Genomic DNA, 26,051 nt, shown 5'->3' on the forward strand with positions numbered 1-26,051 from the left:
ACCCCCTCAAGGGGGCGGCGCCTGCGGCCCGGCAAAGCCGGTTCCGCGGCACCCCTGGATGGGCCACGCTCAGGCGGGCGTGTTGTCGTCCGCGTTGCCTGGCTCGGCGGCCTTGCTCACCACCGTCTTGCGCGCCGCCGCGCGCGCCTGGCGCACCGCGGCCTTGTCGCCCGCGCTGGCGAACTTGCTGTACTTGCCCGTCAGGGCCACCAGCTGGCCGTAGATCTTGGGGTTGGCGGCCACGCATTCCTTCTGTTCCAGGAAGTCGGGTTCACCCGTGAAATTGCCGATCAGGCCGCCGGCTTCCGTCACCAGCAGCGCGCCCGCCGCCACGTCCCAGGGCGACAGGCCCATCTCGAAGAAGCCGTCGGAGAAGCCCGCCGCCACGTAGGCCAGGTCCAGCGCGGCCGAGCCCGGGCGGCGCACGCCGGCCACCTTGGGCATCACCTCGCCCAGCATCTGCATGTAGGTCTGGAAGGCGTCGCCCGGGCGGAACGGGAAACCTGTGGAGAGCAGGCAGTCGCGCAGCGCCGTGCGCTTGGCCACGCGGATGCGGCGCTCGTTGAGGTAGGCGCCGCGCCCGCGCGTGGCGCAGAACAGGTCGTTTCGGGTGGGGTCGTACACCACGGCCTGTTCGATGCGGTTGCCCACCATGAGCGCGATGCTCACGCAGTAGACCGGAAAGCCGTGGATGAAGTTGGTGGTGCCGTCCAGGGGGTCGATGACCCACACGTGGTCCTTTTCGCGGCCCTTGCCGGGCTGCTCGCCGGACTCCTCGGCCCGGATGCCGTGGCCGGGGTAGGCGGTCTTGAGGGTCTCGATGATCGCGGCCTCGGCCGCGTGGTCGATTTCGGTGACGAAATCGTTGGTCTGCTTGGCCGTCACCCGCACGGCTTCGACGTCGAGCGCGGCGCGGTTGATGATGGCGCCGGCGGCGCGCGCGGCCTTGATGGCCACGTTGAGCATGGGGTGGTAGCTGGACGACATGGATTGTGACCTTCGCGCCGCGGCGCAACGGTGAAGAGCGGGGGGGTGGGGGCGGGCCGGGCCCGGGGCCGCGGGCGGGGGGGGGGGGGCGGGCCGGGCCCGGCGATGCGGGCGGCGACAATGGCGGGCGATTTTACTAGGCCGCCCGTCAAGCCGCTTTTCCCATGAAAACCCGCTTCATCCTCATCGAAACCAGCCACGCCGGCAACGTGGGCGGCGCCGCGCGCGCGCTGAAGGTCATGGGCTTCGAGGAACTGGTGCTCGTGCGCCCGCGCTGGCCCAATGTCCTGCGCAAGGAGGAAACCATCCAGCGCGCCAGCGGCGCCAACGACGTGCTGGCCAGCACCCGCGTGGTGGACACACTGGACGAGGCCCTGGACGGCATCACGCACCTGTGCGCCACCGCCATGACGCCGCGCGACTTCGGCCCGCCCACGCGCGCGCCGCGCGAGCACTTCGCCGCATTGATGGCCGAGCCCGCGCCGCCGCAGGGCGTGGCCTTCCTGTTCGGCAGCGAGCGATTCGGCATGGCCAACGAGGACGTGTACCGCTGCCACGTGGCCCTGTCCATTCCCACCGCACCGGGCTACGGCTCGCTCAACCTGGCGGCGGCGGTGCAACTGGTGGCCTACGACTGGCGCCAGGCCCTGGGCGGCTTCGCGGTGGCTTCACCCGTGAGCGCGCGCCCCGCGGCTGACGCGGCGGCCGTGGCCGGCATGCTCGAGCACCTGCAGCAGGCCCTGGTGGCGGTGGATTTCCTCGACCCCGCCGCGCCGAAGAAGCTCATGCCGCGCCTGCACCAACTCTTCAATCGCGCGCAACCGAGCGATGAGGAAGTCCACATTCTTCGCGGTGTCGCCCGCGCCATGCTGCAGACCGCCGAGCGCGCGAAACGCTAGACTGGCCGCCCCATGCTGTTTCCCCGCCTCCGCTCCGACATCCAGTGCATCCTCGAGCGCGACCCGGCCGCGCGCAGCACCTTCGAGGTGCTGACCTGCTACCCCGGCCTGCACGCGGTGGTGTTGCACCGGGCCGCGCATTGGTGCTGGAACCACGGCTTCAAGTGGCTGGGCCGCTTCATCTCGCACCTCGGCCGCTTCTTCACGGGCATCGAGATCCACCCGGGCGCCGTGATCGGCGAGCGTGTGTTCTTCGACCACGCCATGGGCACGGTGGTGGGCGAGACCGCCGTCATCGGCGACGGCTGCACCATTTACCAGGGCGTCACCCTGGGCGGCACCTCGCTCTACAAGGGCACCAAGCGCCACCCCACGCTGGGTCGCGACGTGGTGGTGAGTGCCGGCGCCAAGGTGCTGGGCGGCTTCGAGGTCGGCGATGGCGCCAAGATCGGCAGCAACGCCGTGGTGATCAAGCCCGTGCCGGCCGGCGCCACGGCGGTGGGCATTCCGGCGCGCATCATCCCCAGCAAGAAGGGCGAGAGCGCGGACGTGACCGAGGGCGCGCCGAAGTTCTCGGCCTACGGCATCACGCAGGAGGACGACCCGCTGTCGCAGGCCATGCGCGGCCTGATCGACAGCACCGCCAGCCAGGAGCACCAGATCGCGCTGCTGTGGCAGGCGATCGAGAAGCTGGCCAACGCCCGTGAGCGCGACTGCGTGCCCACGGAGGCGCAGCGCGTGGAGCACTTCGAGGCGGACAAGCTCAACCAGCTGGTCGGCAAGTGAGGCCTGCTGCCCACGGGCAGCCAGCCAGCGGGCACCGGAATTGCCGGGCAAGCGGTCCAGGACCCTGTCGGGCCGCTTCAAGGAGGTATTCCATGCGATCCCCCCGATCCTCTGCCAGCGCGGGCGTACTGTTCGCGCTCGTGGCCGCCGCCGCGCTGAGCGCCTGTGACCGCAGCGCGCCACCCACGCCGCCCATCACCACCGATCCCGCCGCCACCCCGCGGCCGGAAGACGAACGCAACCGCGTGCCGCCGGGCATGCAGCCTTCGCCGGGCGCTCCCGGTGTCACACCGGAGCCCATGACGCCGCAGCCCAACACGCCGCCAGCCACGCCGCCCACGCCCGGCGGGTCGGGCACGTCGCCCACGCAGTAATGGGCGCCTCTGCGGGCGCGAAGGGAGCAAAAGGCGCCTCTGCGGGCGCCCGGGGAGCCCTGCGGCGCTACCAGGCCAAGCGCGACTTCTCCGTCACGCCCGAGCCGGGAGCGGCCCTGGCCGACACCGGCGAGGGCCTGGGCTTCGTCGTGCAGAAACACCACGCCCGCCGCCTGCACTACGACTTCCGCCTCGAATTGGGCGGTGTGATGAAAAGCTGGGCCGTGCCCAAGGGCCCCAGCCTGGACCCGGCCGACAAGCGCATGGCGGTCGAGGTGGAGGACCATCCCGTGGCCTACGCATCGTTTGAAGGCACCATCCCGCCCAGGCAGTACGGCGCGGGCGAGGTCATCGTGTGGGACAAGGGCCACTGGCGTCCGCGCGGCGACCCGCGCAAGGGCCTGCGCGCCGGGAACCTGAAGTTCGATCTGAGCGGCCACAAGCTGCGCGGCGGCTGGGCCCTGGTCCGCATGAAGGGTGGCGACGAGAAAAAGCCCGCGTGGCTGCTCATCAAGGAACGCGACGACTTCGCGCGCCCGGCGGATGAGTTCGACGTGCTGGAAGCCGGCCCCGACAGCGTGTCCGCCCTGGGCCTGCCGGCGCCGGCCGGCTGGCCTGCCGCCGCCGTGGCCGCCGACCTGCCAGACACGCTCTCGCCCCAACTGGCCACGCGCGTCGAGGCACTGCCGCCCGATGACGGCGAATGGCTGTACGAACTCAAGTTCGATGGCTACCGCCTGCTGGCGCGCATCGACGGCCGTGGCGTGCGCCTCATCACGCGCAGCGGGCTGGACTGGACGCACCGCCTCAGGCCCCTGTGCCGCGACCTGGCCGGCATGAAGCTGCCGCCCGGCTGGTACGACGGCGAGCTCGTGGCCTTCAACGACCGCGGCCTGCCCGACTTCGGCGTGCTGCAGCAGACGCTGGAGCGTGCCCGACCCGGCGAGCTGGTGCTCTACCTGTTCGACGTGCCGCACGCGGGCGGCCTTGACCTGCGCGCCGCGCCCCTGCAGGAGCGCCGGGCCGTGCTGGAGCGCCTGCTGGGGCCGGCGCCGCCCGACAGCGTGCGCCTGAGCGCCGCCCTGGAGGTGCCTGGCCGCGACGTGCTGGCCTCGGCTTGCCGGCTGGGCCTGGAAGGCGTGATCGCCAAGCGCCGAGACGCGCCTTACCGCAGCCGCCGCAGCGACGACTGGCTCAAGATCAAGTGCGGCCTGCGCCAGGAGTTCGTGATCGGCGGCTTCACCGAAGGGCAGGGCACGCGCGCCGGCTTCGGCTCGCTCATGCTCGGCGTGTACGACGGCAAGGGCGCCCTGCGGCACGTGGGCAACGTGGGCAGCGGCTTCGATGCGCGCACCCTGGCCCGCCTGCACCGCCAGCTCAAGGCCCTGGAGCGCGCCACCCCGGCGTTCGCCGACACCACCAGGCCCCCGACCCGGCCGCACTGGGTGGAGCCGCGCCTGGTGGCCGAAGTCGCCTTCGCGGCCTGGACGCACGGCGGCAACATCCGCCAGGGCGTGTTCGTCGGCCTGCGCGAAGACAAGGAGGCCCGTGACGTGACGCGAGAAATCCCCAAACCCACCGACCCGCCCGCGCCCGTGCCGGAGCCCACCGAGCCCGTGGTGCCCGCCCAGCCGCCCACGGCCGGCGCCCGACGCTTGCGCGTGACGAACCCCCAGCGCGTGATCGACCGCCGCAGCGGGTTGACCAAGCTCGACCTGGTGCGCCACTACGAGGCCGTGGGCGAACTGATGATGGTGCACCTGCGCGAGCGGCCCGTGGCCCTGCTGCGTGCGCCCGCCGGCATCGCGGGCCAGCGCTTCTTCCAGAAACACCTGGAGGCCGAGCTGCCCGGCATCGCGCAGCTCGACCCCGCGCTCTCACCTGGCCATGCGCCGTGGATCGCGGTGACCAGCGCGGGCGGCCTGCTGTCGGCCGCGCAGTGGAACGTGGTGGAGGTGCACACGCAGAACGCCTCGCACCGCCGCTTCGAGCAGCCCAACCGCCTGGTGTTCGACCTCGACCCCGGCGAGGGCGTGGCCTGGCCCCGCGTGCAGGAAGCGGCGCAGCTCATGCGCGCCATGCTCGACGAACTGGGGCTCATCGGCTACCTGAAGACCAGCGGCGGCAAGGGCTTGCACGTGGTGGTGCCGCTGCGTCCGCAGCACGGCTGGGACACGGTGAAAGCCTTCTCGAAGGCCGTGGTCCAGCACATGGCGCGCACCCTGCCGGACCGCTTCGTTGCCAAGAGCGGGCCGAAGAACCGCGTGGGCAAGGTGTTTGTGGACTACCTGCGCAATGGGCGCGGCGCCACCACGGTGAGCGCCTGGTCGGCGCGCGCGCGCCCGGGCATGGGCGTGTCGGTGCCGGTGGACTGGAGCGAGCTCGACACGCTCAAGGGCGGCGACCACTGGACCGTGCGCAACCTGCGCGAGCGCCTGGCCACGGGCAACGAACCCTGGGCCGACTACGCGCGGCGCGCGCGCACGCTCACCGCCGCCATGAAGCGATTGGGCTACTCACCGGAGAACACGTAATGGCCTCCCGCATCGTCTGGAAAGGCGCCATCAGCTTCGGCCTGGTGCACGTGCCCGTGGCGCTGTTTCCTGCCGCGCAGGAGACGGGCATCGACTTCGACTGGCTCGACAAGCGCAGCATGGACCCGGTGGGCTACCAGCGCATCAACAAGCGCACGGGCAAGCCCATCAAGAGCGCCGACATCGTCAAGGGCGTGAAGCAGGACGACGGCGAGTACGTCATCGTCAGCGACGAGCAGATCAAGGCCGCCTACCCCGAGTCCACGCAGACCATCGAGATCGAGGCCTTCGTGCGGGCCGCCGAGATCGCCTTCCCGCTGCTGGAGAAGCCCTACTACCTGGAGCCCATCGGCAAGGGCGGCAAGGTGTATGCCCTGCTGCGCGAGGCCATGCTGGAGGCGGGCGTCATCGGCATCTCGCGCGTGGTGATGCACACCAAGGAGCACCTGGCCGTGCTGGTGCCCCTGGGCCCGGCGCTGATGCTCAACACCATCCGCTGGGCCAGCGAGATCCGCCCAATGGACGAACTGAAACTGCCGCCGGCCGGCCGCACCGCCCTGGGCCTGAAGGCGGCGGAGATCAAGATGGCCACGCAGCTCATCGCCGACATGACCGCGCCCTGGAAGCCAGAGGCCTACGAGGACCGTTTCGTGGACGCCGTGCAGGCCCTGGTGCAGCGCAAGCGTGAGGCCGGCGAGGTGGAGACGGTGACACCCGTCGAAGAAGCCTCACGCGCCGAAACGCCGAGCAATGTGGTGGACCTGACCGAACTGCTGGCGCGCAGTCTGTCGCAGCGCAAGGCGGGCGCCGGCGAGGGGAGCGGCAAGCGTGCGCCCGCGCGGCGAGCCCCGGCCAAGTCCAGCGCGCGCCGCCGCGCCTGAACGTCCGCGTCGATCGCTGCGGGTACGGCGATTGCCCCTTGCCGCACGCTGTTCCCCGTCTGGGCGCAGCGTTCCCATTCACCTCACGAGGAGCAAGACCATGACCCGATTCCCACGCATCCACAGGACCTGGCCGATGGCGGTGCTGGCGCTGGCCCTGGGAGGCGCCGCCAGCGCCCAGACCGGCGGCAGCACCACCGGTCCCGCGCAGACCCCCGGGGCGAACACCTCGCCCACGCCGGGCAACGCTTACCCCGCCCGGCGCGGCATGTACGGTTGGTCCGAGGGCAACTACTCGCTGATTCCGTACTCCAGCCACGGCTACATCGGCTTCAACGCCGGCACCACGGATTGGGACGCGCCCTGCGGCGGCGGCGGCTTCGCCTGCGACGACAGCAACAACGCCTTTCACCTCTACACCGGCGGCATGTTCAACGAATACATCGGCGCGGAGATTGGCCTGCTGGACTTCGGCCGGGCCGACCGGGGCGGCGGGCGCGTGAAGGCGCATGGCCTGAACCTCAGCCTGGTCGGGCGCCTGCCGATGGGGCGGCTGAGCCTTTACGGCAAGTTCGGCACGATCTACGGCCGCACCGATTCGGAGGTGCTGCCCGCCTCCGGTCTCACGGCCGGCAAGGACAGCGGCTGGGAGGGTTCCTACGGGGTCGGTCTGGGATTCGAGATCACGCCGCGCTCGTCCATCGTGCTGGAGTGGAACCGCTTCGACCTGAACTTCGAAGGCGTGGGCACGCGCAACATCACCACCACCAGCCTGGGCTACGTGCACCGGTTCTGATCTGCCGGCGGCACCGCGCGGTCGCACTCAGTGGTGATGACCGTGCGCGCCGTGCGCGTGGCCGTGCTGCACCTCTTCCGGCGAGGCCGCGCGCACGTCCAGCACCTTCAGGGTGATGGTGAGGTCCTCGCCCGCCAGCGGGTGGTTGCCATCGAGGTGCACGGTGTCGCCCTTGATCTTCATCACGGTGAAGAGGTGGCGGCGGCCCTGCTCGTCGCTGCCCTCCAGTTGGCCGCCGACCTTGATGCCGGGCGGAAACTGCGTCTTGGGGATGGTGGTGACGAGCGACTCGTCGCGCTCGCCGAAGGCCAGCGAGGGTTGCAGCGTGATGGTGGTGCCGAAGCCCTTTTCCTGGCCCTCCAGCGCCACCTCGATGCCGTGCAGCGTGTTGCCATAGCCGCCGTGCAGGTAGGCGCGCGCGGTCTTGCCGTCCTCCAGCACCTTGCCCTGGGCGTTCTGGATGCGTGCGGTGAGGGTGACGACGGTGTCTTTTTCGATCTTCATGGCGGTTTCCTCGGGTGTGGCTTCAGCGGGCGGGGCGCACCGCGTTCTTCGGACGCCAGGCTTTGATGACGGTTTCGTGCGTCTCGATGTACGGGCCGCCGATCAGATCGACGCAATAGGGCACGGCCGCGAAGATGCCGTTCACGCGCACCGAGCCGTCGGCGTTCTTCGCCCCTTCCAGCGTCTCGGCGATGGCCTTGGGCTGGCCGGGCAGGTTGATGATCAGCGTCTCGTCGCGCACCACCGCCACCTGCCGCGAGAGGATGGCCGTGGGCACGAAGGCCAGGCTCACCTGGCGCATCTGCTCGCCGAAGCCGGGCATTTCCTTGTGCGCCACGGCCAGCGTGGCCTCGGGCGTCACGTCGCGTTTGGCTGGCCCCGTGCCGCCGGTGGTGAGCACCAGCGCGCAGCCCATGTCCACCAGCTCGATCAGCGTGGCGCTGATGCGGTCCTGCTCGTCGGGGATGAGCCGGGCTTCGAACGTGATGGGGTTCTTCAGCGCGCGCGTCAGCCACTCCTGCAGCGCGGGCAGGCCCTGGTCCTGGTAGACGCCGCTGCTCGCGCGGTCGCTGATGGAGACGATGCCGATGCGCACCGGGTCGTGCGCGGCAGGGGAGTCGCTCATGCGGGTTCACCGGGTTCGTCGCCGTCGCCACGCGCCAGCGCGGCTTTGACGTGTTGAAAGATCTCGCGGTAGGCCTTGCCGTGGCGCTGGGCCTCGCCGGGGCGCTCCTTCACGGCCTGCGCGTCCTTGCGCGCCTGGCGGATGAGGGTGCGCAACTGCTGCACATCGGCCTCGGCGTCGAGCGCGAGCCAGGCGGTAAGGGCCTCGTCGTCGGCGATCAGGCGGTCGCGCCACTGCTCGGCCTGGTGCAGTTGCAGGGTAGCCTCGGCCGAGGGCCGGTGCTGTTCGTCGATGGCGGTCTCGATGGCGGCGATGGTCTCTTCGGGCAGCTTGCGCATGAGCTTGCCGATGTACTGCATCTGCCGGCGCCGGCCCTCGAAGTTGGTGATGCGCCGCGCCTCGGCCAGCGAGTCGACCAGGCGGTCGTCGAGACCCAGGCGATCGAAGGGCCCGGCGGGCAGGGTGAGCAGTTGCTCGCCCAGGTTCTGCAGGCGCTCGCTGAGCTTTTTCAGGTCGGTCTTGCTCAGCTCGCCGCCCTTGGCGTCGCGCTTGAGTTCCTGGTCCAGCTCGCTGCCCTCGGCCACGAAGTGACCGCGAACGAAATAGCCTCGGGTGGGTTTGCGCGACATGGGGAATGTTGGGGCTTGTGCGCTAGGGCGTGTCAACGCCACTTTTTCAAGTGCGAACGGGATGAAAACACCGCCAATCTAGGCGCACGACGACGGCCAGGCTGGACGCCTGGCCTAGGAGGGCAACGACGAGTGGCGCTGTTTTCACCCCGTTCCCTTCGGGTTGCGGCCCAAAAGGCCATGCGCCGCGTTGCGAAGCCTCGCCGGGCCACCGGCCCGTCTGCGTTTCGCGCCTTGCGCATGGTCTTTTGGATCCGCAACGCATCTTGAAAAAGTGGTGTTGACACGCCCTGGGCGGGCGCCGTGCAAAGGGGGCCCGTATCATAGCGGCCGCCATGTCCAAGACCGCCTCGAACACCCCCTTGCCCGGATTCCAGTACAGCCGCCACCAGTTCGAGGAACTGGTCGACCTGGCGCTCACGCACGCGAAATCGCTCGGCGCGGCCGACGCGGCGGCCGAGGTGTCCGAGGGCGCGGGCCTGAGCGTCTCGGTGCGCAAGGGCGAACTCGAGAACGTCGAACGCAACCGCGACAAATCGCTCGGCGTCACCGTGTACCTGGGGCAGCGCCGCGGCAACGCCAGCACCTCCGACTTCTCCGCTGCCGCCGTGCGCCAGACGGTACAGGCGGCCTACGACATCGCGCGTTTCACCGCCGAAGACCCCGTGGCCGGCCTGCCCGACGCGCAGGACGTGGCCACCGAGGCCGACCGCCTGCGCGACCTGGATCTGTTCCATCCCTGGGCCATCACCTCCGAACAGGCGGCCGAACTGGCCCTGGCCTGCGAGGCCGCCAGCTTCGCCACCAGCCCGCAGATCACCAACAGCGAAGGCGCCAGCGTCTCGGCGCAACAGTCGCACTTCTTCAGTGAGCACCTGCGTGGCGGCCAGCGCGGCGGCCCCGGCATCTTCAGTGGTGGCTATGCCAGCTCGCGCCACAGCCTGTCGGTGGCGCCCATCGCCGGCAAGGGCGCCAACATGCAGCGCGACTACTGGTACAGCTCCATGCGCGCGCCGCAGGACCTCGCCTCGCCCCAGGTGGTGGGCCGCTACGCCGCCGAGCGCGCGCTCTCGCGCCTGCGCGCGCGCAAGATCGCCACCACCGAATGCCCGGTGCTGTTCGAGTCGCCCCTGGCCGCCGGCCTGCTGGGCGCCTACGTGCAGGCCACCAGCGGCGGCGCGCTCTACCGCAAGACCAGCTTCCTGGCCGACAGCCTGGGCAAGCCCGCCATGGCCGCGCACCTGGACATCGACGAAGACCCCTTCGTGCGCGGCGGCAAGGGCAGCTCGCCCTTCGACGACGAAGGCGTGCAGACGCGCGCGCGGCGTGTGGTCGACGGCGGCGTGGTGCAGGGCTATTTCCTGTCCACCTACTCGGCGCGCAAACTGGGCATGCGCACCACGGGCAACGCGGGCGGCTCGCACAACCTCACCCTCACCAGCCGGCGCACGCAGCCGGACGACGACCTCGACGCCATGCTGAAGAAGCTGGGCCGCGGCCTGTTCGTCACCGAGCTCATGGGGCAGGGCGTCAACCCCGTCACGGGCGACTACTCGCGCGGCGCCTCGGGTTACTGGGTCGAAAACGGCGTCATCGCCTACCCGGTGCAGGAAATCACCATCGCCGGCAACCTGCGCGACATGCTCATGGGCATCGAGGCCGTGGGTGCGGACGCGTACAACTACGGCGCCAAAACCGTGGGCTCGGTGCTGGTGAACCGCATGAAGGTGGCGGGGAGCTGATCCCCCGGCGGGCGCTGCTGCGTTCGCCACCCTCACACCACGCCGAACATGCTTCGCCCCGAAGCCCTGGCCCTGGTCGCGGCTGCCTGCTGGGCCGTTGCAGCGCTGTTCTCCGCACCTGCCGCGCAGCGCCTGGGCGCCATCGCCTTCAGCCGCTGGCGCATGTTCTTCGCGGCGCTGCTGCTGTGGGCCATTGCGCTGGCCAGTGGCGGCTGGCGCGGTCTGGATGCCTCGGCCTTCGGGCTGCTCGCTCTCTCGGGCGTCATCGGCATCTTCATCGGTGACACCGCGCTGTTCGCCTGCATGAACCGGCTGGGGCCGCGGCGCAGTGGCGTGCTGTTCGCGACCCACGCGGTGTTCTCGGCGGTGTTCGCCTGGCTGTTCCTGCGCGAGACGCTGCTGGGCTGGGCGCTGGTGGGCAGCGGCCTGCTGGTGGCGGGCGTGATGCTGGCCATCCTGCGCGGGCGGCGTGGGGACGAATCCCACGCCTGGGAGCAGACGCGTGGCCGCCTGTGGGTGGGGGTGGCGCTGGGCCTGGTGGCCGCGCTGTGCCAGTCGGTGGCCACGCTGATGCTCAAGCCGCTCATGAGCAGCGGCATCGACGCCGTGGCCGGATCGGCCATGCGCATGAGCACCGCCTTCGCGGCGCACGCGCTGCTGTGGGCCAGCGGCTGGGGCCTGGCGCGGGCGCGCGAGCCCATGCGCTGGCGCGAGGCGGCGCAGGTCTTCGGCAGCGCGGCCATTGCGATGGCCCTGGGCATGACGCTGATCTTGCAGGCCATGAAGCACGGGCAGGCGGGGCTGGTGGCGATCCTGTCGTCCGTCACGCCTATCGTGGTGCTGCCGCTGCTGTGGCTGGTGTACCGGCGCCGGCCCGCGTGGGGCGCCTGGGCCGGCGCGGCGCTGGCGGTGGTGGGAACGGCGCTCATCCTCGGCTGAGGTGCCTTCGGCCGGGTCGCGCGCCACGGGAGCCCGCGCCCCTGCAAATGCCTGCAGGGGGTGGCCGCATACCCCCATCGCTTGAACAGTTGTGCAGCGGTTGTAATGCGCCGCGTTCGCCGGGGCATGGGGCCCTGGCCGCCAACGGTTCACAGGGAGCGGCACCGCCTGACCGCCTCGACACGGTCGGGTTCAAGGAGCCCGTCACAACAAGGTGCACATTCATCAACGACCCGGGCCGGCCAGGGCCGCCCGTTGGGTGTCGTGGTCCGCCATGACGGCCGCCAGCCTGATCGGCCACCCGCTTCACGCCCAATCCCCCAGCGACGCCGCCGCGCGCGACCAGATCGAGCAGCGCCGCGCCGACGAGCGTGAGCGCCAGCAGCGTGAGGCCTTGCAGCGCGGCACGGACCCCGCGGGCGGTGGCAACGCAGCACTGCCCCCCGTGCGGGACTGGCCCGCGCAGGAGACGCCGTGTGTTCCCGTTCGGCGTGTGGCGCTGCGCGGTGAGGCCGCCGAGTGCTTCCGCTGGTTGACGGACGCGCTCACGCAAGGGGAAGACGCCGCCCTTGGCCGCTGCCTGGGGCACGAGGGCGTGTCGGTGGCGGCGTCGCGCGCGCAGCGGCACCTGATGGCGAAGGGTTTCGTCACCTCGCGGGTGGTGCTTGAGTCGCAGGACCTGTCCGGCGGCACGCTCTCGCTCACGGTGCTGCCGGGGCGCATCGGCGCGATCCGTTTCGTCGAGGGCACCTCGCCACGCGCCACGCAGATCAACGCCGTGCCGGCCCGCGTGGGCGACATCCTCAACGTGCGCGACATCGAGCAGGCCATGGAGAACCTGCGCCGCGTGCCCACGGTCGAGGCCGACTTCCGCATCGCGCCCGGCGCCTCGCCCACCGAGAGCGAGCTGCTCATCCAATGGCGCCAGGCCTTCCCGCTGCGCCTGCACCTCTTGCTGGACGACAGCGGTGCCAAAACCACCGGTCGCTACCAGGCCAGCGCCACGCTCAGCGTGGACCACTGGTGGACGCTCAACGATCTTTTCTACTACACCCAGGGTCGCGACCTGGGCGGCGGCGACCCGGGTCCGCGCGGCACGCGCAACGCCAGCCTGCACTACTCGCTGCCCCTGGGCCACTGGGGGCTGGGCTTCAACGCGAGCCGCCACAGCTACTTCCAGAGCGTGGCCGGCCTGACCCAGGACTACCGTTACAGCGGCAACGGTGGGCAGCAGGACGTCTCCCTCTCGCGACTGGTGCACCGCGACGGGTTCAGCAAGACCACCCTGCGGCTGAAGGCCTTCGCGAACCAGTCGCGCCACTTCATCGATGACACCGAGATGGAGGTGCAGCGCCGCGCCACAGGTGGCTGGGAGGCCGGAATCGAGCACCGCCTTCAGCTGGACCGGGGCCAACTCGATGGGCGCGCGGCGTTCAAGCGTGGCACCGGGGCGTTCGGCTCGCTGCCCGCGCCCGAGGAGGCCTTTGGCGAAGGGACCGCGCGCTACGAATTGCTGAGCCTCGATGCCACGTGGTTTCAGCCCTTCGAGCTGGGGGGAGCGCAATGGCAGTTCAGCAGCCAGTGGCGCGGTCAGCGCGAGCGCACACCGCTCGCACCGCACGAGCGCTTCGCCATCGGTGGGCGCTACAGCGTGCGCGGCTTCGATGGCGAGAGCAGCCTGATCGGCGAGCGCGGCTGGCTCTGGCGCAACGAGCTGAGCCTGCTGCTGGGCGACAGCGGCCAGCAGCTTTACCTGGGTGTGGACCAGGGCCGCGTGGGTGGCCCCAGCGCGCAGTGGCTCGTGGGCCAGCGCCTGGCCGGTGCGGTGCTGGGGCTGCGCGGCGGCTGGGGCCCTGTCCAGTACGACGTGTTCCTGGGCGCTCCACTGCACAAGCCCGAGGGCTTTCGCACCGCCAAGACCACCGCCGGCTTTCAGTTGAGTGCGAGCTTCTGACGTCGGGCCGGCTGGACGGGGCGGTTGCCCGTGGTCAACGCTGGGCGTTCACGCAGCGAGTCTCGTAGCGCTGTTCGAACAGCTGCAGGTCGCGCAGATCGCCCTCGCTCATGCCGGTGCGCGCCCGGCGCTGACGAATCGCGCCACGCATTTCGGCGCATTGCGCCATCAGTTTGTCTTGGTCCGCTTTGGCCAGCGTCCTGCGCTCCATGACCTGTTGCCTTTCCTGTTGCCGCTCACGCTGCTCAAGCTGCTTGTCTTCCATGAGTGCGCGTCGCGCCCGCGACTGGTCTTCCGTGCACAACTCCTGGAAGTTGCGACGCAACTCCGATTGCGTTCGGCTGTCGACGCCGCGTGCCGGCGCGGTGCGGATGCCCTCGCGCATAGTGGCGCATTCGGGGCTCATGTAGGTCAGCTCTTCCGGTGCGCGTTCCAGCCGCGCCGGCGGCAAGGCGCGAACGGGTGGCGGCTGGCTGGGGCCGTAGTAGATCGGCGTCTGTGGCCGCCGCGCCTGTGAACACGGCGTACTGGAAGTAAAGCGCTTGCCGTCGGCCGTCACGCACCGGTACGTCGTCGTCTGGGCCGCAGCCGGCGTGGCCAGAAGTCCCATCCACACGCCGGCCCATCCGGCCAGCCAAATTCCTCTCGCGCGGTGTCGCCAACGGCGCATTGCTACCCCCTCCCGGTATGGTCGGCGGTATGGTAGCAGCGGCAAGCGTTTTTGAAACGACTTGTATCAGCCCGCCAACGCCGCCTTCACCGCCGCCGACACCTGCCCCATGTCGGCCTTGCCCGCCAGGCGCGTCTTCGCCGCGCCCATCACCTTGCCCATGTCGCCAGGCCCCTTGGCGCCCAGCTCGGCCACGATGGCCTTCACCTCCGCGGCCACCGCTTCGGGTGACAGGCGCTCGGGCAGGTAAGCCTGCAGCACCACCAGTTCGGCGGCTTCCTTGGCCGCCAGGTCCGGGCGGTTGCCCTGCTCGAAGGCGGCGATGGAGTCCTTGCGCTGCTTGACCATCTTGTCGATCACGCCCACCACGGCGGCGTCGTCGAGTTCGATGCGCTCGTCCACTTCCTTCTGCTTGATCGCGGCGGTGAGCAGCCGGATGGTGGCCAGGCGCTCGGTTTCCTTGGCGCGCATGGCGGCTTTCATGTCGTCGGTGATGCGGGCTTTGAGGCTCATGGTGTGACTCCGATGGCGCCGCCCGTGCAGGCAGCAGTAGGAAAGGGGAGGAACAAATGAAAAAGCCCGCTCTAGCGTCCTGGAGCGGGCTTTTCGGCCGGACACGCCGGCGGCGTTCAGTACAGCTTCTTGGGCAGCTGCATGGAGCGAACGCGCTTGAAGTGGCGCTTGACTGCGGCGGCTTTCTTGCGCTTGCGCTCGGCGGTGGGCTTCTCGTAGAACTCGCGGGCGCGGAGGTCGGTCAGCAGGCCGAGTTTTTCAATGGTGCGCTTGAAGCGACGCAGAGCCACGTCGAACGGCTCGTTGTCCTTGACACGGATGGTGGTCATGTATCGATCGATTCCTGAATGTGCGGCCAGAGGATGGCGGGGAAGATCAGGCCCGGCCTTCTTGGCTGCGAAGTGTCCCGTCTAAAACTAGTATTGGCCGACGGGAATTTGCCAGCAAAGCCCGCGATTATAGACATTTCCGCCGCCTTGGCTACCGGCCAGCCCGCCGGTCACAGCGCCTGCGCGCAGGCATGGGCAGACGCCCAGGCCCACTGGAAGTTGTAACCGCCCAGCCAGCCCGTCACGTCCACCACCTCCCCGATGAAGTACAGCCCGGCCTGGCGCGATTCCAGGGTCTGCTGGGACAGCACCCGCGTGTCCACCCCACCGCGCATGACCTCGGCCTTGCGCCAGCCTTCCGTGCCGGTGGGCACGAGCTCCCAGCGCTGCAGCCGCTCGGCCAGCCGGGCCAGGGCGCGGTCGGCGGTTTCCATCACGGGGCGCTGCCAGTCCCCGTCCTGGGCGGCCCAGGCGTCGGCCAGGCGGGCGGGCACCCACTGGGCGAGTTCGTTGGCCAGCAGCTTGCGCGATCGGCGCTTGGCCTCGCCCAGGGCCTGGCCCAGGTCGGTGCCGGGCGCCAGGTCCACGCGGATCGGGGCGCCGGGCTGCCAGTAGCTGGAGATCTGCAGCACCGCCGGGCCGGACAGGCCGCGGTGGGTGAACAGCAGGTCCTCGTCGAAGGCCATGCGCTCCTTCTTGCCGCCGGTGTCGATGCGCACCGGCAGCGCCAGCCCGGCCAGGCCGGCGTAGGGTGTCCAGGCGGCGCCGTCGAACGTGAGGGGGACCAGGGCGGGGCGAGGCTCCACCACACCCAGGCCGAACTGCGCGGCCAGGCGCAGGCCGAAGTCGCTGGCGCCGATCTGCGGGATGGGCAGGCCGCCGGTGGCCACCACCAGCTTCGGCGCGCGCACGGGGCCGCGGTCGGTGTCCAGGGCGTAGTGGCCGTCACCGTCCTGGCGCACGGCGTGTACGGCGCAGGGTTGCCAGCGGGTCACGCCGCCGGCCTCGCACTCGCGCAGCAGCATCTGGATCAGGTCGTCGGCGGAGCGGTCGCAGAAGAGCTGGCCCTTGTGCTTCTCATGCCAGGCGATGCCGTGGCGCTGCACCAGGGCGATGAAGTCGGCGGGCGTGTAGCGCGACAGCGCCGAGCGGCAGAAGTTCGGGTTCTCGCCCACGAAATGCTTCTGCGGCGCGCGGGGATCGAGGTCGCGGTTGGTGAAGTTGGCGCGCCCGCCGCCGGAGATGCGGATCTTCTCGGCCACCTTGGGGCTGTGGTCGATGAGCAGCACGCGCCGCCCGCGCTGGCCGGCGATGCCGGCGCAGAACAGGCCGGCGGCGCCGGCGCCGACGACGATGGCGTCCCAGGCGGTCTCGCTCAAGGCCTCAGCCCTTCCAGGTGAACGGAAAGGCCAATTGCCGCAGGAAGCCCTTGGGCACGTAGTCGCCCAGCACGCCGTAGCGCTCGGGCCACCGCTTCGGGCTGTTCACGGCGGTGCCGAAGACGTGGTCCAGGAAGGCGTAGTGCGCGGCGTAGTTGCGGTCCAGGGCCTCCTGGTCCTGGCTGTGGTGCCAGTGGTGGAAGTTGGGCGTGACGATGAGGTAGCGCAGCGGGCCCAGGCGCACGCTCACGTTGGCGTGGTTGAAGACGGCCTGGAAGCCGACCACGATGATGTAGGCGTCGATCACTTCCTTGGAAAAGCCCAGCAGGAAGATCGGCCCCAGCACCAGGGTGCGGGTGATCAGCGTTTCCAGGATGTGCTGGCGCGAGCCGGCCATCCAGTCCATGTGCTTGGTGCTGTGGTGCACCGCGTGCAGGCGCCACAGCAGGGGCACCTCGTGGTACGCGCGGTGCGTCCAGTACTGCGCCAGGTCGGCCACCAGGATGCACAGCGGCAGGCCGGCCCAGAAGGGCAGGCCGGCGATCCAGCCGCGCACGCCGTCCACAGGCACCCAGCCGAACAGGCGGTGCACCAGCAGGTTGGTGGCCAGCAGCATGAAGCCCACCAGCATGTGGTTGACGATGAAGTGGTGGAAGTCGGTCTGCCACTCGGGCCGGAACACCGGCTGGTCCTTGCGCAGCTTGAAGAGCTTCTCGATGAAGATGAAGATCAGCGCCGAGCCGAGCAGGTCGAGGATGAACCAGTCCAGGCCGATGTAGGGCGTGTCGTCGGGAAAGTTCGGGTCCACCTCCACCGCGTGTCCGCCCAGCAGGGCGCTCAGCAGCACCAGCGCGAACGCCGCGCCCGCCAGCCAGGGCGCGCGCCGGAACACCAGATTGGCCAGGCTGAGCGCGCCCGCCAGCACCAGTGACCAGAACAGGATCTGGCGCATCAGCGCCACGTCGTACTGGCGGCGCAGCTCGGGGGTGGTGAGGTACTCGGGGAAGTGGAAGGCCAGCACGCCCAGGAAGCACAACACGGCCAGCACCAGGGCGATGACGCCGCTCACGAGGCCTCGGCCGGGGCGCAGGGCGCCGTGGCTTTCGGCGAGGGTGTTGAGTTTGTCGAGCATGCGGCCGCCTCCTGATCAGGGGCCGCAGTGTAGGGGTTCACTGGCGCGCGTTGCGCTCCGCCAGCACCGCCGCTTTTCGCGTCAGCTCATCGATCTCGGTGCTGATGTCGGACAGCACGTTGGCCACCACGGCGAACTCGCGCCCGTGCTGGCCGGCGCGCGCGGCCATCACCTGGGCGTTGAAGCTCACCACCTTGGCTTCCTTGGCCACGCTCTGGATGTCGCCGACGATGCCGGTGAGCTCTTTCATCATGGCGTCGGCGCGGGCCTTGGCGACTTCGTCGAAGGCGGTGGTGGCGGTGTTCAGGGCGTCCAGCACGCGGTCGGTGTGGGCCACCAGTTCGGCCAGCGTGGTGGGGGCGCGGGGGCTGCCGGATTCGATCTGGTCCAGCGCGTGGTGCATGAGTTGCAGGAAGGACTGCACCACCGGACCCACGCCGCGCGCACCATGGTAGGTCTCGTCGATCTTGCGGGCGCCCGCGGGCTCCAGGTGCCCCACGGTGGCCAGCAGGTGCTTCTGGCTTTCGCTGAACATCTGCAGGCTGCGCCGCGCGGCCTGCAGGCGCTCGGCGTCGCCCTGGGCGGCCAATACGGTCTGCAGGATCAGTCGCTGCGACAGCATGCGCTGGCGCGCGGCCAGGTTGACCAGGGAAAGGCCGGCAATGTGGGCGGGCACCGTGTCGGGGCGCGCGCCCAGGGCTGGGGCGGCAAGCGATGTCATGGCCCACACCAAGCAATCGCCGCGCCACCGCGAGGCCCGGTGCTGAAAAAAGTGGAGCAGCGCGTGTCAACAGACACGCCGCCCGCGCGTCAGACCGCGCGTCAGGCTGCGCGGATGGCCGGCTCTGCCGCGCCCAGCGATCGCAGCCCGCGCAGCACGTCGCCCACCACGATCACCGAGGGGCTGCCCAGCCCCTCGCGTTCGATGCAGCCGCGCAGGTCGCCCAGGGTGCTGACGGTGTGGCGCTGATGGGGCAGGGTGGCGTGCTGGATCACCGCCAGCGGCGTGTCGGCCGGCAGGCCGGCCAGCAGGCCCTGCTCGATCTGCGTCGCGCCGCTCACGCCCATGTAGATGACCAGGGTGAGTTTCGCGTTGCGCGCGGTGGCGGCCAGGGCGGGCCAGTCGGTGCCGGCGTCTCCGGGCTTGGCGTGGCCGGTGATGAACACCACGCCGTGCGCGTGGTCGCGGTGCGTGAGCGGCACGCCCAGTGCGGTGAGGCCCGCCAGGCCCGAGGTGATGCCGTTGACCACCTGCACGGCGATGCCCTCGGCGCGCAGGTGCTCCACTTCCTCGCCGCCGCGGCCGAAGATGAAGGGGTCGCCGCCCTTCACGCGCACCACCACCTCGCCCTCGCGGGCGGCCATCACCAGCAGCCGGTCGATGAAGGCCTGCGGCGTGCTTTTGCAGCCGCCGCGCTTGCCCACGTGCACGATGCGCGCCCCGGGCCGCGCATGGTCGAGCACGGCTTCGTTGACGAGGTCGTCCACCAGCAGCACGGTGGCCGCGCCAATGGCGCGCACGGCCTTCAGGGTGAGCAGTTCCGGGTCGCCCGGGCCGGCGCCCACGAGGGTGACGGTGCCGGGCAGGAAGTCAGGCGTTGACGGTTTCATGGGCGTTCACCTCGGCAAGGATGCAGTCGGCCTGGCGCGCGAGGGGCGCCGGCAGGGGGGCGTGGCCGTCGAGCACGGCGCGGGTGTAGCGGGCCGTGGACGCGGCGTCGATGGCGGGCAGATCGGGCAGTTGCGCCAGCGGCCCGTCCTGCGCGGAAATGCGCTCGATGCGCTGGCCGTCGCGAAAGGCCTCGATGCGCGGCTGGCGGCGCGCGTCGGCCACGGGCTCGCCTTCGGTGCCGCGCAGCAGCAGGGCGTGCGCGCCGATGAGGGCGAAGGTGGCGGCCATGCTGAGGGCGTATTCGGGGTGGGTGTAGCTGCCCACGATGAGCGCGGGTCCGTCCACCGGGTTCATGAGCTTGACCAGGCTGTGGCCCGGGTTGCGCAGGCCCACGGCGCGGCGCACGTCGAGCAGGCGCTTGAGGCCGGGCAGCAGCACCTCGGTGGGGACGAAGGCGCACTCACCGGGCGCGATGGCCGCCACGCGCGCGGCCGGCGCGACACCCAGCGCCGCGAACACCGCCTCGGCCGCGACCCGTTTGTCCTCCGTGGCCGTGCCGTGCACCAGCACCGCCGCGCCCCGGCGCGCCAGGTGCAGCGCCAGCAGCGGCGTGAGCAGTGGCAGCTTGCGCGCACCGTTGTAGCTGGGCAGCACGACGACGGGCTTGCCGTTGCCGGGCACGCGGTTCAGGCGCGCGTGCGTGGCGTCCAGGAAGCCGGCCATCTCCTCGGGCGTTTCGCCCTTGATGCGCATGGCCAGGCAGAAGCCGCCCAGCTCCAGGTCGCTCACCGCGCCATCGAGGACCTGGCCCATCAGGTCGGCGGCCTGCTCGCGCGACAGGGCGCGCGCGCCGTCCTTGCCGCGGCCGATGTCCTTGATGTAGTGGCTGATGCCCATGTGCGTGGAGGGGAGGCTGAATCGCGGGATTGTCCGGCAGGCTTGATGACTTGTCGTTATATGAAGGCGGCGATTCGCTCAGGCCGGCGCGGTGTCGCGCTCGCGCACCAGCCGGCGCAGCTCGGGCACGCAGGAGCCGCACTGGGTGCCGCAGCGCAGTTGGGTCTGCAACTGCGCCAGGCGTTCCTCGTCGCTGCCGTCGGCGCGCGCCAGACAGGCGCGGATCGCGCTGTCGCTGACGTTGAGGCAGGTGCAGACCTGCTGGCCGCGCGGCGCCTGCTCCACCGGGGCGCTGGCGCCGGGCATGAGCAGGCGGCGCGCGTAGGCCTCGGCGGGCGCCTCGTCCTGCAGCAGGGGCTTGAGCCAGGCCTCGGCGCGCGCGTCGCCGGCGAGCAGGAAGGCCTGCAGGCGGGTGCCGGTGTCGGGGTCGCGCGACAGTCGGGCGCAGCGCCGCTGGCCCAGGCGCCGGTCGGCGTAGCGCTGGGTGTCGGGGGCGTCCAGGCCCAGCAGGGCCTCCAGGCGGTCGAGCAGGGCCGGCTCGGGCGGATCGTGCGCGGCGGCGCGGAACAGCACGCCGGTGCGCTCGCGCCCGAAGGGCACGCAAGTGGCGAAGGGGAACTCGGCCATCAGCGCGCGCAGTGCGGCCTGCGTGGACAGGGCGCCGTCGTCGGGCAGCCAGGCCAGGGCCAGCAGGGTCCAGGGCAGCTCCGCCTTGAGCACCTTCACCGCCGCGTGCTTGAGCTCGGGCTGCTTCGATGAGGGGCAGAAGGCCGAGGTGGTGATCGCGTTCACGCCGGCCAGGGGCTCGCCGCTGCTGCTCTGGCCGCCCAGGTACTCGGGCCCCCAGTGCATGGCGATGAAGGCCTGCGAAGGCCCGATCTGCTCGCTGGCCTGCGCGGGCAGCACGATGCTGCCGCGCTTGCTGGTGACGTGCACCAGGTCGCCGTCGTTCAGGGCCAGGCGCTCCATGTCGCGGGCATGGAGCTGCACGGCCGGCTCGGCCACGTGGCCGAACAGGCGGCCCAGGGTGCCGGTGCGGCTCATGCCATGCCACTGGTCGCGCAGGCGGCCGGTGGTGAGGGAGAAGGGGTAGCGCGATTCGCGCGGTTCGGCGAGCGGCTGGTAAGGCAGGGCGGCGAAGCGGGCCTTGCCGTCGGCGGTGGGGAAGACGCCGTCCTCGTAGAGGCGGTTCCTGCCGACGGTGTCGCCTTCGCGCAGCGGCCACTGCTGCGGGCCTTGTCGCTCCAGCGTGGCGTAGCTCAGGCCGGTGATGTCGAGGTCGCGCCCGCGCGTGGACTCGCGGTGCTCGAGCCAGATGGACTCGGGGGTGTCGTAGGGGAACAGTGGCGTGCCGGGGCGCAGCCGCCGCGCGAAGTCGACCACGATGCGCCAGTCGTGCCGCGCCTCGCCGGGTGGCGGCACGGCCGCGCGCACCCGGCTGATGCGGCGCTCGCTGTTCGTCACGGTGCCTTCCTTCTCGCCCCAGGTGGTGGCGGGCAACAGCAGGTCGGCGAAGTCGCAGGTGGCGGGCGTGGCAAAAGCCTCCTGCACCACCACGAACTCGGCGCGCTGCAGGGCGCGGCGCACGGTGCGCTGGTCGGGCATGGACTGCGCCGGGTTGGTGCAGGCGATCCACAGCGCCTTCACGGCGCCGTCGGCGGCGGCCTCGAACAGCTCCACCGCCGTGAGGCCGGGTGTCGCGGGCACATCCGGCACGCCCCACAGCGCGGCCACCTCGGCGCGGTGCGCGGGGTTGGCCATGTCGCGGTGGGCCGAGAGCAGGTTGGCCAGGCCGCCGACCTCGCGCCCGCCCATGGCGTTGGGCTGGCCCGTCAGGCTGAAGGGGCCCGCGCCCGGCTTGCCGATCTGCCCCGTGGCCAGGTGCAGGTTGATCAGGCTGGCGTTCTTGGCGGTGCCGCTGCTGCTCTGGTTCAGGCCCTGGCAGTACAGGCTCAGCGTGGCGCCGCGCGCCGCGGGGTCGCTGCCCGCGCCGAGCGCGAACCAGCGCGCGGCGGTGAACAGCTCGTCCTTCTTCAGCCCGCAGACCTGGGCCACGTGCGCAGGCGTGCACTCGCGCACCAGCGCCTTGAGCGCGTCGAAGCCGCTGGTGTGGCGCTCGATGTAGGCGGCGTCGGTCCAGCCCTCCCACAGCATGATGTGCAGCAGGCCGTGGAAGAGCATCACGTCGGTGCCGGGCAGCAGCGGCAGGTGCAGGTCGGCGGCCTCGGCGGTGTCGGTGCGGCGCGGGTCGGCCACGATCACTTTCATGGCCGGGTTGGCGCGCCGCGCGTCCTCCAGGCGCCGGAACAGCACCGGGTGCGCCCAGGCCGCGTTGCTGCCGGCGATGAACAGGCAGTCGGCGTGGTTCAGGTCCTCGTAGCTGGCGGGCGGTGCGTCGGCGCCCAGGGTGAGCTTGTAGCCGGCCACCGCGCTGCTCATGCACAGGCGCGAGTTGGTGTCGATGTTGTTGGTGCCGATCAGGCCCTTGGCGAGCTTGTTGAAGACGTAGTAGTCCTCGGTGAGCAACTGGCCGCTGATGTAGAAGCCCACGGCGTCGGGGCCGTGCGTGGCGATGGCGCCGTTGAAGCGGCGCGCGGCCAGATCCAGGGCTTCGTCCCAGGTGGTGCGCAGCGGCGCGGCGCCGCGCGCGGGGCGCACCATGGGATGCAGCAGGCGCGTCTGGCGCGCCACGGGCGCGGCGGCGGTCAGGTGCAGGGTCTGGCCCTTGCTGCACAGGCGCCCGAGGTTGGCCGGGTGGTCCGGGTCGCCGCGCACGCCGGTGATGCGCGCGCCCTCGCTTTCGATGATGACCCCGCAGCCCACGCCGCAGTAGGGGCAGGTGGAGCGGGTGTCGGTCATGAGGGCACGCGCCGCGTTTGCGGGCCGGCGACGGGCCGCACGAGATCGGTGGCGTGCGTGGCGAGTTCGCGCGCGTCCAGGTGCACCACGCCGTCCACCACCTGCACCGCGAAGCGCGGCGTGCAGCCCTCGTCGGGTGCCTGCGCGCAGCCGTCGTTCAGGCCGATGGTCCAGTTGTGCAGCGGGCAAGCCACGCGGTTGTCGAAGACGATGCCCTGGCTCAGCGGCCCGCCCTTGTGCGGGCAGCGGTCCAGCAGGGCGAACACGCCGCCCTCGGCGTTGCGGAAGATGGCCACGTCCATGCCCACCGGGCGGCGCACGGTGCGCGAGCCCAGCACGGGGATGTCGTCGACGCGGCAGATGGCCGTCCATTGGCTCAGCAGGCTCATGCCGCGCTCCCTTCCACCGCCATGGGCTGGATGGGAATGAACTGCCGCGTGTCCACCGCGGCCTTCTCGTGTTCGAACCAGGGGTCGGGCTCGCCGTCGAGCGCGAACTGCAGCTGCGCCCACAGCGCCTGGCGGCCCTCGGCGTCGTCCAGGATGCGCTTCTTCACGTAGTCCAGGCCCACGCGGCCCACGTAGTGCACGGTGCGTTCCAGGTACCAGCCCTCCAGGCGGTAGAGCTGCATGAAGGCGCCGGTGTACTCCAGCACCTCCTCGGCCGTTTTCAGCTTCACCAGGAACTCGGCCACCTCGGTCTTGATGCCGCCGTTGCCGGCCACGTACATCTCCCAGCCCGAGTCCACGCCGATGATGCCCACGTCCTTGATGCCGGCCTCGGCGCAGTTGCGCGGGCAGCCGCTCACCGCGAACTTCACCTTGTGCGGTGCGTACATGCGCCACATGGCGCGCTCCAGGTCCTTGCCCATCTGGGTGCTGTCCTGCGTGCCCATGCGGCACCACTCGCTGCCCACGCAGGTCTTCACCGTGCGCAGGGCCTTGGCGTAGGCGTGGCCGCTGGGCATGGCCAGGTCGCTCCACACGGCCTGCAGGTCTTCCTTCTTCACGCCCAGCAGGTCGATGCGCTGCCCGCCGGTGACCTTGACGGTGGGGATCCGGTACTTGTCCACCACGTCGGCGATGCGGCGCAGCTCGGCCGCGGTGGTCTCGCCGCCCCACATGCGCGGGATCACGCTGTAGGTGCCGTCTTTCTGGATGTTGGCGTGGCTGCGCTCGTTGATGAAGCGGCTCTGCGGGTCGTCCTTCGCTTCTTTCGGCCAGGTGCTGATGAGGTAGTAGTTGACCGCGGGACGGCAGGTGGCGCAGCCGTTGGGCGTGCGCCAGCCCATGCCGGAGAACACCGCGCCGGTGCTGAGGTACTTGCGTTCGCGGATGGCGTCGCGCACCGCCTGGTGGCCGTGCTCGGTGCAGCCGCAGATGGCCTTGAGCTTGGGTGTGGCCGAGTAGTCGCCCCCGGCGGTGAACATCAGGATCTGCTCCACCAGGCCGGTGCAGGAGCCGCAGCTCGCGCTGGCCTTGGTGTGCTTGCGCACCTCTTCCAGCGTGAACAGGCCCTTGTCCTTGATGGCCTTGCAGATGGCGCCCTTGTTGACGCCGTTGCAGCCGCAGACCTCGGCGTCGTCGGGCATGGTGGCGGCCTTGCTGTGGCCTTCGTGGCCCACGTCGCCGATGTTGGATTCGCCGAACATCAGCTTGTCGCGGATGTCGGCCAGGCTGCGGCCTTCGCGCAGCAGCTTGAAGTACCAGCTGCCGTCCACCGTGTCGCCGTACAGGCAGGCGCCCACCAGCTTGTCGTTCTGGATGACCAGCTTCTTGTAGACGCCGCCGCCGGGGTCGCTCATCACGATTTCCTCGGTGCCTTCGCCGCCCATGAAGTTGCCGGCCGAAAACAGGTCGATGCCGGTGACCTTGAGCTTGGTGGAGGTGAGCGAGCCGGTGTAGCGGCCGATGCCGAACTCGGCCAGGTGCGTGGCCAGCACCTTGCCCTGTTCGAACAGCGGCGCCACCAGGCCGTAGGCGATGCCGCGGTGCGCCGCGCACTCGCCCACGGCGTAGATGCGCGCGTCGGTGACGGTCTGCATCGTGTCGCTGACCACGATGCCGCGGTTGACGTGCAGCTTCATCGATTCGGCGAGCGCGGTGTTGGGGCGGATGCCCACCGCCATCACCACCAGGTCCGCGGGGACCTCGCTGCCGTCCTTGAAGCGCACCGCCTTCACCCGGCCGTCCTCCCCGCCGACGAGCTCCTGCGTCTGCGCGCCGATCAGGAACTTCATGCCGCGCGACTGCAGCGACTGCTGCAGGAGCTTGCCGGCCACGTCGTCCAGTTGCCGCTCCATCAGCCAGGGCGCCACGTGCACCACGCTCACGCCCATGCCGCGCTTCATCAGGCCGTTGGCCGCTTCCAGGCCCAGCAGGCCGCCGCCGATGACCACCGCGTGCTGGTACTTCGCGGCGGCGTCGATCATGGCCTGCGTGTCGGCGATGTCGCGGTAGGCCAGCACGCCGTCCAGGTCCTTGCCGGGGATCGGCAGGATGAAGGGGTTGGAGCCGGTGGCCATGATGAGCCGGTCGTAGGGCGCGCTGACCGCCTCGCCCGCGGCGTTGGTGGCGTGCACCACGCGCTTGACGCGGTCCACGCGGTTCACCTGCCAGCCCGCGTGCAGGGTGATGCCGTTGTCCTGGTACCAGGCCCAGTCGTTCAGCACGATCTCGTCCAGCGTCTGCTCGCCCGCCAGAACCGGCGAGAGCAGGATGCGGTTGTAGTTCGGGTGCGGCTCGGCGCCGAACACGGTGATGTCGTAGAGCTCGGGGGCGATCTTGAGCAGCTCCTCGAGCGTGCGCACCCCGGCCATGCCGTTGCCGACCATCACCAGTTTGGGTTTTTTCATCGTGGGAACTCCAGGACGTGTATCGGGGGACGAGTGAACCGCCCGGCGCGGGGGCAGGGCAGGGGCGGATGCGCCCCGGTCAGGCGGTGGGTGTTTCTTGCGCCGGTCGAACGACCGGGTCGGCGCGCGCCTTCGGGCGCTGGCCGCTGCCATGTC

Annotated in this window: 24 protein-coding genes; 9 read left to right on the forward strand and 15 right to left on the reverse strand. The window is 70.6% G+C overall.

Features of this window, described 5'->3' with window-relative positions; genetic code table 11:
- Positions 1-69: 69 nt before the first annotated feature.
- On the reverse strand, positions 70-987 hold the full coding sequence (locus GTO19_RS09510) for an inositol monophosphatase family protein (protein WP_291021430.1): 918 nt from the start codon (positions 985-987) through the stop codon (positions 70-72).
- A gap of 164 nt (positions 988-1,151) precedes the next feature.
- On the opposite strand from GTO19_RS09510, the gene GTO19_RS09515 reads away from it, so the two are divergent.
- The 6 genes from GTO19_RS09515 to GTO19_RS09540 all read left to right on the forward strand — a co-directional run bounded on the left by GTO19_RS09515 (position 1,152) and on the right by GTO19_RS09540 (position 7,257).
- Positions 1,152-1,886, forward strand: a complete 735-nt coding sequence (locus GTO19_RS09515; protein ID WP_291021431.1) for an RNA methyltransferase — start codon at positions 1,152-1,154, stop codon at positions 1,884-1,886.
- Positions 1,887-1,901: 15 nt separating this feature from the next.
- Positions 1,902-2,672 carry a serine O-acetyltransferase gene (cysE, locus tag GTO19_RS09520; protein ID WP_291021590.1) on the forward strand — a complete coding sequence of 257 codons (771 nt, stop codon included), beginning with the start codon at positions 1,902-1,904 and terminating at the stop codon, positions 2,670-2,672.
- 92 nt (positions 2,673-2,764) lie between these two features.
- A complete protein-coding gene (locus GTO19_RS09525; RefSeq protein ID WP_291021432.1) occupies positions 2,765-3,046 on the forward strand; it encodes a hypothetical protein in 282 nt (93 codons plus the stop codon).
- Positions 3,046-5,580, forward strand: coding sequence for a DNA ligase D (gene ligD, locus GTO19_RS09530; RefSeq protein ID WP_291021433.1), 2,535 nt, complete (start codon positions 3,046-3,048; stop codon positions 5,578-5,580). The genes GTO19_RS09525 and ligD overlap by 1 nt, the downstream gene beginning before the upstream one ends.
- Positions 5,580-6,461, forward strand: a complete 882-nt coding sequence (locus GTO19_RS09535) for a Ku protein (protein WP_291021434.1) — start codon at positions 5,580-5,582, stop codon at positions 6,459-6,461. The genes ligD and GTO19_RS09535 overlap by 1 nt, the downstream gene beginning before the upstream one ends.
- Positions 6,462-6,561: 100 nt before the next feature.
- Complete coding sequence (locus tag GTO19_RS09540; protein ID WP_291021435.1) at positions 6,562-7,257, forward strand: outer membrane beta-barrel protein; 696 nt, start codon at positions 6,562-6,564, stop codon at positions 7,255-7,257.
- Between the two features lie 27 nt (positions 7,258-7,284).
- On the opposite strand, the gene GTO19_RS09545 is transcribed toward GTO19_RS09540, so the two are convergent.
- From GTO19_RS09545 to yjgA, 3 genes are read right to left on the reverse strand one after another with little or no spacing between them, the layout of a single operon-like run.
- Positions 7,285-7,761, reverse strand: a complete 477-nt coding sequence (locus tag GTO19_RS09545; protein WP_291021436.1) for a peptidylprolyl isomerase — start codon at positions 7,759-7,761, stop codon at positions 7,285-7,287.
- Positions 7,762-7,783: 22 nt separating this feature from the next.
- Positions 7,784-8,386, reverse strand: coding sequence for a molybdopterin adenylyltransferase (gene mog, locus GTO19_RS09550; RefSeq protein ID WP_291021437.1), 603 nt, complete (start codon positions 8,384-8,386; stop codon positions 7,784-7,786).
- Positions 8,383-9,015 (reverse strand): ribosome biogenesis factor YjgA, encoded by a 633-nt coding sequence (gene yjgA, locus GTO19_RS09555; protein WP_291021438.1) that lies wholly within the window; start codon positions 9,013-9,015, stop codon positions 8,383-8,385. The genes mog and yjgA overlap by 4 nt, the downstream gene beginning before the upstream one ends.
- A 335-nt stretch (positions 9,016-9,350) precedes the next feature.
- Here yjgA and pmbA point away from each other — a divergent pair, with 335 nt between their 5' ends.
- From pmbA to GTO19_RS09570, 3 genes are all read left to right on the forward strand, one after another.
- On the forward strand, positions 9,351-10,757 hold the full coding sequence (gene pmbA / locus GTO19_RS09560) for a metalloprotease PmbA (protein WP_291021439.1): 1,407 nt from the start codon (positions 9,351-9,353) through the stop codon (positions 10,755-10,757).
- A 48-nt stretch (positions 10,758-10,805) separates the two neighbouring features.
- Complete coding sequence (locus tag GTO19_RS09565) at positions 10,806-11,696, forward strand: DMT family transporter (protein ID WP_291021440.1); 891 nt, start codon at positions 10,806-10,808, stop codon at positions 11,694-11,696.
- Between the two features lie 274 nt (positions 11,697-11,970).
- The gene (locus GTO19_RS09570; RefSeq protein WP_291021441.1) at positions 11,971-13,650 is read left to right on the forward strand and encodes a ShlB/FhaC/HecB family hemolysin secretion/activation protein; all 1,680 of its coding nucleotides are present in this window, start codon (positions 11,971-11,973) and stop codon (positions 13,648-13,650) included.
- Between the two features lie 34 nt (positions 13,651-13,684).
- Here the strand turns inward: GTO19_RS09570 and GTO19_RS09575 are convergent, their stop codons facing one another.
- The 11 genes from GTO19_RS09575 to nirB all read right to left on the reverse strand — a co-directional run bounded on the left by GTO19_RS09575 (position 13,685) and on the right by nirB (position 25,895).
- The gene (locus GTO19_RS09575; RefSeq protein WP_291021442.1) at positions 13,685-14,260 is read right to left on the reverse strand and encodes a DUF4124 domain-containing protein; all 576 of its coding nucleotides are present in this window, start codon (positions 14,258-14,260) and stop codon (positions 13,685-13,687) included.
- Between the two features lie 126 nt (positions 14,261-14,386).
- Entirely contained in the window at positions 14,387-14,833 is a 447-nt protein-coding gene (locus GTO19_RS09580) for a GatB/YqeY domain-containing protein (RefSeq protein ID WP_291021443.1), read from the reverse strand.
- A 116-nt stretch (positions 14,834-14,949) separates the two neighbouring features.
- The gene (gene rpsU, locus GTO19_RS09585) at positions 14,950-15,162 is read right to left on the reverse strand and encodes a 30S ribosomal protein S21 (RefSeq protein WP_009520186.1); all 213 of its coding nucleotides are present in this window, start codon (positions 15,160-15,162) and stop codon (positions 14,950-14,952) included.
- Between the two features lie 170 nt (positions 15,163-15,332).
- Positions 15,333-16,541, reverse strand: a complete 1,209-nt coding sequence (locus GTO19_RS09590; protein WP_291021444.1) for an NAD(P)/FAD-dependent oxidoreductase — start codon at positions 16,539-16,541, stop codon at positions 15,333-15,335.
- A gap of 4 nt (positions 16,542-16,545) precedes the next feature.
- Positions 16,546-17,673, reverse strand: coding sequence for a sterol desaturase family protein (locus tag GTO19_RS09595; RefSeq protein WP_291021445.1), 1,128 nt, complete (start codon positions 17,671-17,673; stop codon positions 16,546-16,548).
- Between the two features lie 37 nt (positions 17,674-17,710).
- Positions 17,711-18,394 (reverse strand): methyl-accepting chemotaxis protein, encoded by a 684-nt coding sequence (locus tag GTO19_RS09600; protein ID WP_291021446.1) that lies wholly within the window; start codon positions 18,392-18,394, stop codon positions 17,711-17,713.
- 101 nt (positions 18,395-18,495) lie between these two features.
- Positions 18,496-19,284: a uroporphyrinogen-III C-methyltransferase gene (gene cobA / locus GTO19_RS09605; protein WP_291021447.1), complete on the reverse strand. Its 789-nt coding sequence runs from the start codon at positions 19,282-19,284 to the stop codon at positions 18,496-18,498.
- Positions 19,265-20,182 (reverse strand): DNA-binding protein YbiB, encoded by a 918-nt coding sequence (gene ybiB / locus GTO19_RS09610; RefSeq protein WP_291021448.1) that lies wholly within the window; start codon positions 20,180-20,182, stop codon positions 19,265-19,267. Before ybiB ends, cobA begins: the two co-directional genes overlap by 20 nt.
- Before the next feature lie 78 nt (positions 20,183-20,260).
- Positions 20,261-23,041 (reverse strand): nitrate reductase, encoded by a 2,781-nt coding sequence (locus GTO19_RS09615; RefSeq protein ID WP_291021449.1) that lies wholly within the window; start codon positions 23,039-23,041, stop codon positions 20,261-20,263.
- Entirely contained in the window at positions 23,038-23,430 is a 393-nt protein-coding gene (nirD, locus tag GTO19_RS09620) for a nitrite reductase small subunit NirD (protein ID WP_291021450.1), read from the reverse strand. The genes GTO19_RS09615 and nirD overlap by 4 nt, the downstream gene beginning before the upstream one ends.
- Positions 23,427-25,895, reverse strand: coding sequence for a nitrite reductase large subunit NirB (gene nirB, locus GTO19_RS09625; protein ID WP_291021451.1), 2,469 nt, complete (start codon positions 25,893-25,895; stop codon positions 23,427-23,429). Before nirB ends, nirD begins: the two co-directional genes overlap by 4 nt.
- Positions 25,896-26,051: the final 156 nt, after the last annotated feature.

The organism is Hydrogenophaga sp. (assembly GCF_011772445.1).
Lineage (GTDB): Bacteria > Pseudomonadota > Gammaproteobacteria > Burkholderiales > Burkholderiaceae_C > Hydrogenophaga.

Bases quoted from the DNA above. Each gene is read 5' to 3' on its own strand.
- GTO19_RS09510 (WP_291021430.1), bottom strand. From the start codon at position 987: ATGTCGTCCAGCTACCACCCCATGCTCAACGTGGCCATCAAGGCCGCG.
- GTO19_RS09570 (WP_291021441.1), top strand. From the start codon at position 11,971: ATGACGGCCGCCAGCCTGATCGGCCACCCGCTTCACGCCCAATCCCCC.
- GTO19_RS09515 (WP_291021431.1), top strand. From the start codon at position 1,152: ATGAAAACCCGCTTCATCCTCATCGAAACCAGCCACGCCGGCAACGTG.
- cobA (WP_291021447.1), bottom strand. From the start codon at position 19,284: ATGAAACCGTCAACGCCTGACTTCCTGCCCGGCACCGTCACCCTCGTG.
- GTO19_RS09565 (WP_291021440.1), top strand. From the start codon at position 10,806: ATGCTTCGCCCCGAAGCCCTGGCCCTGGTCGCGGCTGCCTGCTGGGCC.
- GTO19_RS09535 (WP_291021434.1), top strand. From the start codon at position 5,580: ATGGCCTCCCGCATCGTCTGGAAAGGCGCCATCAGCTTCGGCCTGGTG.
- GTO19_RS09595 (WP_291021445.1), bottom strand. From the start codon at position 17,673: ATGCTCGACAAACTCAACACCCTCGCCGAAAGCCACGGCGCCCTGCGC.
- GTO19_RS09580 (WP_291021443.1), bottom strand. From the start codon at position 14,833: ATGAGCCTCAAAGCCCGCATCACCGACGACATGAAAGCCGCCATGCGC.
- GTO19_RS09575 (WP_291021442.1), bottom strand. From the start codon at position 14,260: ATGGGACTTCTGGCCACGCCGGCTGCGGCCCAGACGACGACGTACCGG.
- GTO19_RS09525 (WP_291021432.1), top strand. From the start codon at position 2,765: ATGCGATCCCCCCGATCCTCTGCCAGCGCGGGCGTACTGTTCGCGCTC.
- pmbA (WP_291021439.1), top strand. From the start codon at position 9,351: ATGTCCAAGACCGCCTCGAACACCCCCTTGCCCGGATTCCAGTACAGC.
- GTO19_RS09600 (WP_291021446.1), bottom strand. From the start codon at position 18,394: ATGACATCGCTTGCCGCCCCAGCCCTGGGCGCGCGCCCCGACACGGTG.
- nirB (WP_291021451.1), bottom strand. From the start codon at position 25,895: ATGAAAAAACCCAAACTGGTGATGGTCGGCAACGGCATGGCCGGGGTG.
- GTO19_RS09540 (WP_291021435.1), top strand. From the start codon at position 6,562: ATGACCCGATTCCCACGCATCCACAGGACCTGGCCGATGGCGGTGCTG.
- ligD (WP_291021433.1), top strand. From the start codon at position 3,046: ATGGGCGCCTCTGCGGGCGCGAAGGGAGCAAAAGGCGCCTCTGCGGGC.
- yjgA (WP_291021438.1), bottom strand. From the start codon at position 9,015: ATGTCGCGCAAACCCACCCGAGGCTATTTCGTTCGCGGTCACTTCGTG.
- ybiB (WP_291021448.1), bottom strand. From the start codon at position 20,182: ATGGGCATCAGCCACTACATCAAGGACATCGGCCGCGGCAAGGACGGC.
- rpsU (WP_009520186.1), bottom strand. From the start codon at position 15,162: ATGACCACCATCCGTGTCAAGGACAACGAGCCGTTCGACGTGGCTCTG.
- nirD (WP_291021450.1), bottom strand. From the start codon at position 23,430: ATGAGCCTGCTGAGCCAATGGACGGCCATCTGCCGCGTCGACGACATC.
- GTO19_RS09545 (WP_291021436.1), bottom strand. From the start codon at position 7,761: ATGAAGATCGAAAAAGACACCGTCGTCACCCTCACCGCACGCATCCAG.
- mog (WP_291021437.1), bottom strand. From the start codon at position 8,386: ATGAGCGACTCCCCTGCCGCGCACGACCCGGTGCGCATCGGCATCGTC.
- GTO19_RS09615 (WP_291021449.1), bottom strand. From the start codon at position 23,041: ATGACCGACACCCGCTCCACCTGCCCCTACTGCGGCGTGGGCTGCGGG.